General features: G+C 47.1%; 10 protein-coding genes. 4 read left to right on the forward strand and 6 right to left on the reverse strand.

Features of this window, described 5'->3' with window-relative positions; all coding sequences use genetic code 11:
* Positions 1-51: 51 nt before the first annotated feature.
* From MKY44_RS30465 to MKY44_RS30485, 5 genes are all read right to left on the reverse strand, one after another.
* A complete protein-coding gene (locus MKY44_RS30465) occupies positions 52-1,338 on the reverse strand; it encodes an alpha-L-fucosidase (RefSeq protein ID WP_341010257.1) in 1,287 nt (428 codons plus the stop codon).
* Positions 1,339-1,445: 107 nt separating this feature from the next.
* Entirely contained in the window at positions 1,446-3,041 is a 1,596-nt protein-coding gene (locus MKY44_RS30470; RefSeq protein ID WP_341010259.1) for an extracellular solute-binding protein, read from the reverse strand.
* Between the two features lie 41 nt (positions 3,042-3,082).
* Entirely contained in the window at positions 3,083-3,991 is a 909-nt protein-coding gene (locus MKY44_RS30475; RefSeq protein ID WP_036668765.1) for a carbohydrate ABC transporter permease, read from the reverse strand.
* 15 nt (positions 3,992-4,006) lie between these two features.
* Positions 4,007-4,978, reverse strand: a complete 972-nt coding sequence (locus tag MKY44_RS30480; RefSeq protein WP_133386662.1) for an ABC transporter permease — start codon at positions 4,976-4,978, stop codon at positions 4,007-4,009.
* Between the two features lie 825 nt (positions 4,979-5,803).
* Positions 5,804-6,727: an S-layer homology domain-containing protein gene (locus tag MKY44_RS30485; RefSeq protein WP_076251348.1), complete on the reverse strand. Its 924-nt coding sequence runs from the start codon at positions 6,725-6,727 to the stop codon at positions 5,804-5,806.
* A gap of 361 nt (positions 6,728-7,088) precedes the next feature.
* On the opposite strand from MKY44_RS30485, the gene MKY44_RS30490 reads away from it, so the two are divergent.
* The 3 genes from MKY44_RS30490 to MKY44_RS30500 all read left to right on the forward strand — a co-directional run bounded on the left by MKY44_RS30490 (position 7,089) and on the right by MKY44_RS30500 (position 11,246).
* On the forward strand, positions 7,089-8,831 hold the full coding sequence (locus tag MKY44_RS30490; protein ID WP_341010262.1) for an ABC transporter ATP-binding protein: 1,743 nt from the start codon (positions 7,089-7,091) through the stop codon (positions 8,829-8,831).
* Positions 8,824-10,641: an ABC transporter ATP-binding protein gene (locus MKY44_RS30495; RefSeq protein WP_341010264.1), complete on the forward strand. Its 1,818-nt coding sequence runs from the start codon at positions 8,824-8,826 to the stop codon at positions 10,639-10,641. The genes MKY44_RS30490 and MKY44_RS30495 overlap by 8 nt, the downstream gene beginning before the upstream one ends.
* A 104-nt stretch (positions 10,642-10,745) precedes the next feature.
* Complete coding sequence (locus tag MKY44_RS30500) at positions 10,746-11,246, forward strand: hypothetical protein (RefSeq protein WP_341010265.1); 501 nt, start codon at positions 10,746-10,748, stop codon at positions 11,244-11,246.
* A 34-nt stretch (positions 11,247-11,280) separates the two neighbouring features.
* On the opposite strand, the gene MKY44_RS30505 is transcribed toward MKY44_RS30500, so the two are convergent.
* Positions 11,281-11,712, reverse strand: a complete 432-nt coding sequence (locus tag MKY44_RS30505; protein WP_341010267.1) for an Lrp/AsnC family transcriptional regulator — start codon at positions 11,710-11,712, stop codon at positions 11,281-11,283.
* A gap of 131 nt (positions 11,713-11,843) precedes the next feature.
* Between MKY44_RS30505 and MKY44_RS30510 the strand changes: the two genes are divergently transcribed.
* Positions 11,844-12,596 carry an MBL fold metallo-hydrolase gene (locus tag MKY44_RS30510; protein ID WP_341010268.1) on the forward strand — a complete coding sequence of 251 codons (753 nt, stop codon included), beginning with the start codon at positions 11,844-11,846 and terminating at the stop codon, positions 12,594-12,596.
* Positions 12,597-13,011 lie beyond the last annotated feature (415 nt).

The following is a 13,011-nucleotide window of genomic DNA, read 5'->3' on the forward strand; positions in this document are numbered from 1 at the left end:
AATTCGTAAGGGAGGGCATGCATCTACCAGCACACGCCCTCCCCGTAATGGTTAATTATGGGTGACAACGGCTCCAGAGCCGCCGTACATTTCCAGCTGCTCATCGAATTCGAGCTTAAGAACGGTCACCTGTTCATGCGTGTCCTCCGGGGTCATCTTGATCCACGTTGTCCCCGGGATATTGAACCAAGGCACGCCCCCATGAATCTCATGATTAAGCTCTTTGCCCGAATGCAGCACGGTAATCTTCTTGATCTGATTGCAGAGACCTTTGATGCACACATTCTCTTTTGGATCGTCATACACGAATAGGTACAGCGCCTTTCGATCCTCGGATACGGTGCTTCCCCCCAGATAATAGCGAGGCATAATGCCTTCACCCGTACCGAAGACGGCCTCCTCATGGGTTCGGATCCAAGCTCCCAGTCCAAGCAGAATATCCTCCTGCCTCTGATCGATGGTGCCATCTTCACGCGGACCGATATCCAGCAACATATTACCACCCATCGAAATGCAGTCACAGAACATTCGAATGATCTGATTTAACGATTTGTATTTATGATCTGTTGGCACATAACCCCATGATGTGTTGATCGTGGTGCAGAATTCCCAGGGTCCCTCCGGTCTTGTAATCGGAATGCCTTGCTCAGGCGTTTTGTAATCCCCATAACCTTGAAGGCGGGAGTTGATGATGATATCCGGGTTAAAAGATTGCAGATAATGCTTGAACTCCGGCAGATTCCACTGCCGGGCATTCCGTTCCCAATCCCCATCAAACCATAGCAGATCCACCTTTCCGTAATTTGTTAAAATCTCTCCCAGTTGATGGTTATTAAATTGCAGGAACTTCTGCCACTTTGCCTGATCCTGAACACCGTCCACAGGACTTGAATGCCGGTTGACACTACTGAGATCCTCCGGTACTTTTCCACCTTCATACACGCTAGGATAATCCGGGTGTGACCAATCAATGAGCGAGAAATACATCCCCAGATGAATGCCCTTTTCCCGAATCGCTTGCGCATATTCCTTCACAATGTCACGATTCGCTGGTGTCTGTTTGACAACATTGAGATCACTATATTGCGTATCCCATAACGCCACGCCATCATGATGCTTCGTTGTTAACACGGCATACCGGGCACCAGACTTCTCAATCAAGTCCGCCCACTTCTCCGCATTGAATTCCGATGCCGTAAAACCATCCAACTGTTTCATATATTCTTCATAGGATATCCTGCCATTATAGAAGGACCAGGATTCCGCAACCCCGTCCACCGCATAGATGCCATAGTGGATGAATATCCCCAGTTTGGCTTCTTCAAACCATTTCTGCATAACGGTTCACACCTCCCCCGAGAATTCTTATATGCAAAAAATTTAATGCAGCTAACATTATTGAAGCTAACTACTGTCTTTCTGCATGGGATGTACCTCGATAGGCTTTATTGCCCGGTATTCCAACGGTCATATGCCCCCTGATAAAGTTCAATGATACGGTCACTGCCCATTTTCTTCATCTGTGCAATGTACTTATCCCAGTTCTCAAGCGGTTCTTGGCCGGTCACAAACTTCGCTTCCATCTGTTTGACGTACGTATCCAGGTCAGACAATAAGGCGGTTGCTTCGCTTTGCTCTTCATTTGTCAGGTAAACGTTAGGAAATGGAGCTTTTCCGATAGGTACCAACTTCTCTTGATTCTGCTGGTCAATCCACTCATCAAATTCGGTGCGAAGACCCTTCGCTACATCCGGATCATTAATACCCGGTGTCAAGATACCAAAGTTCGGCGTGATTTTACCGCGGTATTCCTCACGGTCCCCACCCCCGGGAACAGGGAGCCACTCTTTAACGTGATTTTCCTTGTCTTTGAATTTCCACAGCACACCTTCCGGACCTTGATTGAACAGTGTTGCACCTTCATAGCTGTATAAGTAATCAATCCATCGCATTGTCGCCTCGGGTGACGGGTTGCTGCTTGTAATCGCAAAGGTACCGCGAGCTGACATGCCCGGATGCTTGCCGTATACCGGAGAGTCTGCCACCTCGCTCTTCACGGGTGTCATCAGCGGATGATCCGTGCTGGGTTCACCGCCGAGCGTGAAGTATGGGTGGTAATCGTTAAACAGTGCAAGTTTGTTGCTTTCACCTTTTGCTTTTTTCTGATCACCTGTTTGAGAGAAGGTCTCATGATCCAGCAAGTCTTCCTTCCACAAGCGGTTCATGAATGTAAGATAACCTTTGTAACCTTCTTCTTGATAAGGATAGTGAACTTTACCGTCCTTATCGGAATAGATGCCTTCGTTGTACATTCCCCAAAAGCCGAAGAAAAACATGCGGAGATCATCCAGTTTTACAGAAGTAAGCGGAATTTCATCTTGCTGGCCATTGCCATTAGGATCTTCTTCTTTTACACGCTTGAGATACGTATACAATTCTTCCGTAGTCTTGGGCTCTTCTACGTTAAGTGCCTTCAAGAATTCCCCGTTGTACCACATTGGGCCTCTATACCACACGGCCGCTTTATCAATGAATGGGAGTGCATACATATGCCCATCAGGTGTTGTAAATGATTTACGGACATCCGGGTTCTCATCGAGAATCTTTTTGATATTTGGGGCGTAACCTTCGTCAATGTATTTTTCCAACGGGATCAGGATGCCCTGGCTGCCATAAGTCACCTGTTCGGCTGGCTTGAGGTCCGCAGCATAGAACATATCCGGCAAGTCTCCGCTCGCAAAAACCAGATTTTTCTTCGTTTCAAAGCTGTCGATTGGTGAGAGCTGGTATTCCAGCTTGATGCCCGACAGTTTCTCCATTTCTTGCAGCACAGGCATCGTGCTCCAGTCGGCTACGCCCGCATCCTGGGACATGACCTTTAACGTTAGCGTTTTGTCTACAATGGGGAAACCTTCTTTTTTAACTCCCTCTACTTTGGAGGTCGTGCTTCCGTCTTCATTGGTTGAACCACAAGCTGCAAGCAATGTTGCGAATAAGGTGAGACAGAGTGTAATGGATGAAGCCTTGCGAAGCTTTTTCATAACAACAACTCCCCTTGTTTAATGTGGTATATGGATTAAGATCATCCCTTAACGGAACCGATCATAACACCCTGGACAAAGTAACGCTGAAGGAATGGATAGACTGCAATAACCGGAAGGGTGGCAACAATAATGACAGCATATTTAACCAGCGCAGCGATCTCCGCTTTGGTATTCATCGCCGTTGCTGAAGAGGTATCAATGGCTCCTCCCCCTTGAGCTGCCATTTCCTGAAGCACGAGAATCTGCCGCAGAAAGAGCTGCAACGGGTACTTGGAGGAATCATTCAGATAGATCATGGCGCTGAAATAGCTGTTCCAGTGTCCGACTCCATAAAAAAGTGCCATCACTGCAATGATTGGCATAGAAAGCGGAAGCACAATCTTGATGAACAACCGGGTGTTGGTACACCCATCAATATGCGCCGCTTCCTGCAGCTCCTTGGGAATCGTCGATTGGAAGAACGTCCGGCATACGATAATATTCCAGATGGATGCAGCCCCGGGCAGAATAAGTGCCCACATGCTGTTCACCATACCAAGATCCTTGACCAGCAGGTAACTTGGGACAAGCCCTCCGCCGAAGAACATCGTTACCATAAACATCGCCATGAAGAATCCACGTCCCACAAAGTCCGAGCGGCTGAGCGCATAGGCTGCCGGTAGTGTAACAATCAGGTTAACGATGGTGCCTACAACGGTATAAATGATTGTATTTTTGTACCCAATCCAGATGTTGGTGTTCTCAAACACCCGGGCGTAACCTTCAAACGTAATCCCTTTTGGCAGTAGCCACATCTCACCGGAGGCTACATATTTGGGATCACTGATTGAAGCACTGATGATGTATAACAGCGGATACAGCACAATGACGAGCGCTACCGTCAGATAGATGTAATTACACAATAAGAACAATTTATCACTTCTGCTTTCTTTCACAGCGGATGACATGTGTATTCCCTCCTTTTACCACAGGCTGTTTTCACTGGTGCGGCGTGCAATCTGATTCACGGTAATAAGCAGAATCGCATTAACTACGGAGTTGAACAATCCCACCGCCGTAGAGAAACTGTACTGCGCATCGACCAGACCGGATCGATAGACAAATGTTGAGATGACATCGGACGAGCCCATGTTCAGCGGATTTTGCAGCAGCAGGATTTTCTCAAATCCAACGCCCAGAATACTGCCCATATTCAGAATTAACAAGATGGTAATCGTAGGGATGATCGCTGGGATGTTAATATGTAAAATCCGTTTAAACCGGCTCGCTCCATCCACCACAGCCGCTTCATGCAGTTGCGGGTCCACACCCGATAGAGCGGCAAGGTATATAATGGTGCCCCAGCCTGCACTTTGCCAGACTCCTGACAGTACATACACTGTCTTGAACCACGCAGGGTCCGTCAGGAATTGAGGTGACTGAAATCCAAGGGCCTGTACCAAATTGACAATCATGCCTGACGAGGGTGATAAAAAGGTAATGATCATCCCCGACATCACAACGACCGAAATGAAATGTGGTGCATACGTGACAGTCTGCACAGTACGCTTGAAGAAGGAATCCTTCACTTCATTGAACGCTAACGCAAGAATAATCGGCAGTGGAAAACCTATAGCCAGCTCATACAAGCTGATGCTAAGGGTATTCCATAGTAAATCCCAAAAATAATACGAATTGAAGAAACGGATAAAATGATCGAATCCGACCCATGGGCTTCCTGTGACACCAAGCGTAGGGATAAAGTTTTTAAATGCAATTTGTATGCCGTACATCGGACCATAATGGAATATCAGAAAGTATAAAAAGGCTGGCGCAATAAACAGATACAACTCCCAGTTCCGAATCGTCCTTCTCCATAATTTATTTTTCTTACTGCTCGGATTGGTGTATACCGATAAGTTTTGCGATAAGGCGGACTTCCCATCTGGTTGCATCAGTTGTTTCCTCCTTTTTTGGTAACGCTTACATACCGAGTTTATGGTTCATTGCCTAATCCGTAAATATGCCATTTCAATCTTCACTTCTAAAATCACGGAATATACTGTTACAACAGGGGTTTACACTTTTGTTGCCAGCTTGTCATTGTCATTTCGGGGGTATAAAACATGTAGAATTTGACCTATTTCCCTCCTGTAGTTGTCATTGAGAGTTTCATCACATGAACCTGAAAGATGTCAGATCCGAACTTAGGTTAGAAAACAGACCTTAAAGTCAAAACCCACATATACGCATGGGACACGGTATTGATGTCTACAGCCATCATACTGAATTCTAAGGTTTGCAGGTTTCAAGGTTTTACCGATGTGATAAAATGTAATATTTTCTATCATATATCTCTCACACACTACGAGCCAGTAATGGCTTGCCTTTATTCTATATTTCTCCTCCCTCTTTCGTATATATGTTGTTTTTATCTTTACCTTCAGGATACATAAACGCTTATAAACACTGGAAATACGGAGCCGTATATGTAGTTTTTGCACAAGGTGTGGAATCTGAAAACAGTAGATATTTCGGAAAAGACCATTAAAAAAAGCCATTCCGCTAACACGAACTGGCTTTATAACCTAAGGAGCTATCCATTTAATTCATAAAAAATGACATAATCAATTACACTACATGTAATATAAATGATCATATGAAAACCTGTGTACAGTTTCAACTCAAATAAAAAACCACTCTCCATACATGTATGGAGAGTGGTTTTGATGATACACATCCGTTTTAACCATGTTCAGTTTGTAGGGTTTGCAGTGAATTTACTTACCAGAAGGTTGAGCTTCTGCCGTGTACCCTGTTGGGATATCCGTTTCTGCAGTCACATTTGTGATAACCATCGGATACATCATGTCTGGATCAGGTTGAATAATGGAATAGAGCACGATAGCGCGTCCATCCTTCTCCAATTTCACATCATCAATCTTCAATCCATAACCAGGGTGCGGCATTTCAGCACTGAGTTTAACTTTGGTTGTTTTGTCATCAACCTTTGTCGTTGTTACTTCAGGTACAATCGCTTGTTGGCCTTCACCTGGATTGGTTGGAGCTGGCTCTGTCGAGCCGCCATTGCCGTGTTTATCCACAAATTCAAGTGCATTGAAGATCATGCTTGCAGCCTCCATACGGGTAAGCGACTGATCTGGACGGAAATTACCGTCCTTATCCAGTTCAATGATGTTCATGTTCAGCAGGTTCTGGACTGCAGATATGGCGTCCTTACCGATTTTATTTTCGTCCTTAACAAGATTATACTTCATGATGACCGGATAATTCCCGGTTGTGTTAATCCCTTCATTCAGCAAAATGACAAACAGTTCACGCGTCATCTTGCCCTGCGGGTTCACTTCAACCGGAATGGACAGTCCATTCTGAGTAGCGGCTTGAACAGCGTCAGCATACCAAGTGTCCGGACTGATTTTATTCTGAGCGGATGCTTCCGCAAATTCATTTTTCAGACCAAATGCATTCACAATCAGTTGAACACCCTGTGGCTCGGACAATGCAAGATCTGGACGGAACAGATCCGCTGTTACTCCGTTAACAATGCCTTTTGATTTCAATGAATCCACAACCGACTTCTGACCTTCATCCTTCACATCTGTGAAAGCAAATACCGATGCACCTCCTGCTGTCAAAGAAACGCAGAGCGCAAGTGTTGCAGCCAAACCTTTTTTATGTTTCATTTCCTGGCACCTCCATATGATTAGTAAAGCCTATTTTTCAACTCTTCATTCCTACAGACGGGGCATCCCTAGAAAATGTTTCAGTAATTTCGACATCTGGTGAATACAACACGAGAACACGGCATAGAACTCTTCTCCAACGCCGATAATCCGATCACCTGCTTTTTGCTAACTGGCTTCGTTGACATCCCATCGGATTAGCGCAAAAATAAGAATAGAGAAATCTATCGGATGACGGATAAACAACGAACTAGATCGCATACAGTAAGAGGGCACGACGCGCTAATAACAGGTGTCGGCCCTTTTCTTGACTCCACCTGCCTGAACTGACTTCACCTATAACAAAAGGAGAACAACGCTTATGTCCAAGAAAGGATTACTTCGCGGTTATGTTGTGTCGAACTGGCCTGTTTATCTGGTTGCTGTTCTTCTGATTATTGCCTCCAATGTCGGGCAAGCATCCTTGCCCCGCATACTCGGCAGCTTCACAGATCAGTTGATGCAGAACTCTCTTCAGATGCAGACGGTCGTAAGGTACAGCCTGTCTCTTCTGGCTATTGCCATCGGGTATAATCTGCTGTTCGGTACCGGGCAATTCATGATTATGAAGCTCGGTCGACGCTTCGAATTCATGACGCGTGAGCGTATATTCAGTAAGTTCTCCGAACTTAGCGAACATTATTTCTCCAAACAGGGGAACGGAAAACTGCTCAGTTATGTCATGAATGACGTTACTTCCGTACGTGAAGCGATATCCAATGGTGTGACGCTCATGACCAATGCCACCTTCCTGCTGTTGTCCTGCATTGTCATGATGCTGCTTAGCGGGATTCCGTTGACGCTCATTTTAATCAGTGTTGTTCCTTTGCTGGCGATTCCATTTCTGGTCGTGTTTTTTGGTCCGCGGATTCGCAAGCGCTCTCGCGACGTGCAGGAAGCTCTTGCAACCATGACGGAATCGGCGGAAGAGCAGCTGGGTGGCATTCGCGTAACCAAGACGTTTGCCATCGAAGACAGTGCTCGTGCACGCTTTGGAACTACCGTCGATGAGATCAAGAGCAAACAGCTTCGACTGGTTCGTCTGTCTTCCTTGTTTCAAGCCTTGCTACCACTGCTGGGAGCTATCTCATTGGTCGTTTCTCTGCTTGTCGGAGGTATTATGACCATGCAGAATTCAATTACACTCGGGAGTTTTGTCGCCTTAACCTTATATCTGCGCATTATTATGGGACCGCTTCAACAGATCGGCAATGTTATTAATACCGTTCAGCGCTCAGGCGCATCACTGGAACGAGTGAATGACCTGCTCAGCGAAGTAGCGGATGTACGTGAACTTCCTGAAGCCACATCGCTCCAAACCGTACAAGATATCTCCATGGAGAATCTAACCTTCTCCTATCCTGGCAGTTCATCTCCTGCTCTCAAAAACATTCAACTCAATATCCGTGCCGGGCGAACGGTCGGTATTGTAGGCAAGACCGGCTCAGGTAAAAGTACCCTCGTTAAGTTATTGCTGCGTACATATGAACCACCTGAAGGAACGATTCGCATCAATGGCACCGATATTCGGAAGCTGTCGCTGGAAAGCCTAAGATCGCGCATCGCCTATGTCCCTCAGGATGGATTCCTGTTTAGTACCACGATCCGGGATAACATCGCATTCAGCGACCGGGAAGTATCGCTGGATACAGTGGAACATAGTGCACGGCAAGCCATGATCTATGACAATATTGTCCGTTTTCCTGATCGCTTTGATACACTGCTTGGCGAACGTGGACTCACCCTGTCTGGTGGACAACGTCAGCGAACGAGTCTCGCAAGAGGACTGATCAAACAAGCACAGTTACTTATTCTGGATGACAGTATGAGCGCGGTTGATGCTGTCACCGAGAGTGGCATTCTGCGCAGCCTGCGTGAGATCGGCAAGGGCAAGACTACATTAATCATCTCTCATCGCATCAGCGCGGTCCGTCACGCCGACGATATTATCGTTCTGGATGAAGGGCGAGTCGCTGAACAGGGAACACATGCGCAGTTGATGGCTGCCAAGGGGTTATATGCGGCCACCTACCGTTTGCAGGAGGAGGGATTACATCATGTCTAACGCTAACGCTGAACTTCACCAAGATGCAGAGGCCGATCAGAGTAAACGAACTTCGTTTAAGGCGATGATGGCATACGCCAAACCGCATAAATGGGCTTTTGCCGGTATCTTCTTCTGTTCACTGCTTGGCATATCGGCAGATCTTCTGCAACCCTATCTGGTGAAGATCGCCATCGATGATCATCTGGCCGTGGGCCAGACCAGTGTGGGCTTTCTCGTTCAGCTCGCAGCCATCTTTCTCGGGCTGGCTGTCATCAGTTTTATTTTTACCTATATCCAGAATAATCTGTTGCAGCACGTAGGGCAGAACATTGTATCCCGGATCAGAAAGGACCTGTTCAAGCATATCTCCAAGATGTCCATGTCCTTCTTTGACCGTTTTCATATCGGCAGTCTGGTCACAAACGTATCCAGTGATACGGAGACCATCAGCAGCTTTTTCACTCAAGTACTGCTCAGTCTGATTCGGGATGGTATGATGCTGGTGCTCATTATCGTCTTTATGTTCCAACTTGATCCTGTGCTGGCGACATACTCCCTGATCGTTCTGCCTGTCATTGCGGTGGTTGCGGTATTATTCCGTAGTCGACTGCGGAAAGCTTATCAAAATGCCCGTACGCGTCTTTCCCGTCTGATCGCATTTACGGCGGAGAACTTGTCCGGCATGTTCCTGATTCAAGCTTTTCACCAGGAGGAAGAACAGAAGAAACGTTTCTCGGAACAGAATGCGCTCCATCTGAAAGCCAACATTGCGCAAGCCCGTTCCAATGTTATCTTCAACCGGACGTTTGATATCCTTGGCAATGCGGCACTGGTCATGATGGTCTGGCTTGGAGGTCGCGCCGTACTGGGTGAGTCCCTGCAAGTCGGGGTATTGTATGCGTTTATCAGCTATATCCGCCAGTTCTTTCAACCGATTAACCAGATTACGATGCAATGGAATACATTCCAGTCCACGACCGTATCGATGGATCGCATCTGGAACATTCTGAATACACGGCCTGAAGTTGCTGATCCCAAACCCGGTATGGCCTCCTCACTTGAACCACAAAATGTGATGGGCCAGATTGATTTTAATGATGTGTCGTTTGGTTATCGGGCAGACCGGCCCTTGATCCAACAGATGAACCTGCACCTCTATCCGGGTGAAATGGTAGGTATTGTAGGCACAACAGGCGCTGGCAAAAGCACACTGATCTCCCTGCTCAATCGCTTCTATGATGTAGACAAGGGCAGTATCGAGATTGATGGTACCGATATCCGGCATCTGCCGCAGGCTAAGCTTCATCGGATCGTGGGTCTGATTCAACAGGAACCCTTCCTGTTCTCCGGCTCCATCATTGATAATGTGAGAATGTTTCGTGAGGATATTACGCGAGAGCAGGCGATTGAGGCCTGCCGGTTTGTCGGGGCACATGCGATGATTTCACGTTTGCCTCAAGGATATGATACGCATCTATCCGAACGCGGAAGCGGACTATCCGCCGGGGAGCGGCAGTTGATCTCCTTTGCCCGGATCGTGGTGTTCCAGCCCCGAGTACTCATCCTGGATGAGGCAACCGCCAATCTGGACTCACACACCGAACAGCTTGTGCAGCAGGCATTGGAATCCGTATCCCAGGGACGCACCACCATTGTCATTGCTCATCGCCTGTCCACAGTGATGCATGCTGATCGAATTCTGGTGATGGAGAATGGTGAGATTGTGGAGGAAGGACCGCACCAGGAACTAATCGCAGCCAAAGGTGTATATGCAGACTTGTACACCCATGCGCGTGATGCAGGTAAAAATTCAGCTATATCAGGGTAATGAACCTGAGTTATAGTAAATACAGAACGTTGAACATGCCGCTCTGCTCATGCAGGCGGCACGTTTGGCATATCGATCAGCATTGTTAATTAGGAGGAACATCCATGCAACAACCTGAAACACCCAAGCGTGACCATCAGCAGATTCATTACCGACGCAGCACAGCTCTATGGAAAGGAAGTTTATGCTTCCTGTTCCTTCTCTTGTGTGTGAGCTTATTATGGATCATCGTAGACGGACAAGCCGAAAGACTGGAGACGATATACTATTCCATCGCAGCCGTTCTGGGTATGTGGTTGATCGGGCCGCTATTCTTCATGTTTCTGTCACGACTAACCAGAACCCCTGCCGTGTTGTTATCCTGGGATGATGATGCGTTGAGCACGGGCAAACGGAAGATTGCTTGGAGCCAGATTCGCAAAGTTGAACTTGCCTCACCTGCCCGCAGCAAGTGGCTCCTGTCTGCTTCTCCCATGTTTGTCCTGTACTTAAAAGACGGCACACGCTCTCATATTCAGACAGATCATCTGCTAAGCAAAAAAGAGCTGAACCAGGCGGTGTTTTTGCTTCAGGAGACTTTGCAGGAACAGAAGCAGGATTGTTGAGTACCGGGATGGATGAGGGCAAGTTCCCCACATATCACTGTGATTTCTCAACACCTATGGACAGGCTGACTTTGTAATTGCCGTAAGGTTGCAATGCTTCAAGCAGTTGACCCAGCTGCTCTGTGGTGCCAGTCTGCACTCTCATCAGATAACAGCCTTCTCCGCTGACACGATGGACTTCAACGATGTCCTTACGATCAGCAATGAATGTACGAAAGGCGGCATGTCTGTCGCCGGAGTTCAAGAAAACCGTGACAAATGCCTGAAGGCCGCGGCCCAGGCGTTCCGGGTTCCATTTTACCGTGTAACCTTCGATTACACCCAGATCTTGCAGCTTGCGCACTCTTGCACCAACGGCCTGTCCTGTAAGGTGAACCTCTTCACCGATCTCTTTGTGAGAACGTTTGGCATCCCGAATCAGGATCTGCAAAATACGTATATCTGTATCATCTATCATTTCATTCATCTTGCTTCAGCAATCCTTTCACGGTGAAATTAGTGTGGCCTAATTCCATTCATCATGTTATGTACGCCGTTAAACGGGTTGTATACCATATAGGGTAATACTATTCAACAACTCGAAGGAGTGCAAATATAATGAAAATTCAATTGATACGCAATGCTACACTGTGGCTGGAATACGGAGGGCTGAACATTCTCGTTGATCCGATGTTGATGGACGCTGAAGTCATGCCTGCATTCCCGAACACACCGAATGAGCTACGTAACCCGAGAGTCGGTCTGCCCGAAACCGAAACGGATTATCTGAATCCGGATCTGTTGATTGTGACACACACCCATCTGGACCACTGGGATGAAGCAGCAGCGAAACAACTTGGCAAAGACATTCCTCTGATCTGCCAGCCCGGGGACGAGAATGTATTCCTGGGTGCCGGATTCACGAATGTAACAGCTGTAGATGAAAAACATGAGCATCACTCTGTCCGATTCGCCCGTACATCCGGGCATCATGGCACAGGTGAAATCGGTGAACGTATGGGCAACGTGTCCGGTTTCATACTTGAAGCAGATGGAGAACCCGTCACCTATATTGCGGGGGATACCATCTGGTGTGAAGAACCTGCTGAGGCCATTCGTCAATATGCCCCAGAAGTCATTGTTGTGAATGCCGGAGGTGCACGCTTCGTGGAGGGTGATCCCATTACGATGGACGGGCCTGACGTTGTTGCCGTGAAGCGCCATGCGCCGTCTGCTCATGTCATCGCTGTGCACATGGATGCGATTAATCATTGTATGGTGTCTCGTACGAATCTTGCCACTTATCTGACATCCGAGCAGTTGGATGGTCAGGTGCTCATCCCACGTGACGGCGAAAGTTTTGAGTTTTAAATTGAAGCGGAAGCTACGCTGAATCAAAGCGGAAGAGAAATAACCTTTTCACACAGATGGGTGAATTGTAACGAACTCAGCACACGCTATTAGTCTGTTTTCAGCTAATCTGATATCCTAACGAATCCTAGACACGTTATTTACGCTCTGGGCATGCTTTTCCCGAGATTCATCCGTCTTTTTGTCAGGATAACGTGTCTCCGATTCGTTAAATTTCTACTATAACGATAATCGGCACAATAAGGTGTCCTAGATTCGTTAGCGCGTATGCATATGACAGGACCATGTACTTCATGTTCAACACAACCCATTACCTAACTTAATGCTACCTTGTCTGCCACATCATTACTTATGTCTCCCATGCCTTCCCTTTCCCCACAAAACACAACGAAAAAAGCTGGATGCGATGAACTCG

It is taken from the genome of Paenibacillus sp. FSL R7-0026 (assembly GCF_038004485.1).
GTDB lineage: Bacteria > Bacillota > Bacilli > Paenibacillales > Paenibacillaceae > Paenibacillus > Paenibacillus xylanexedens_A.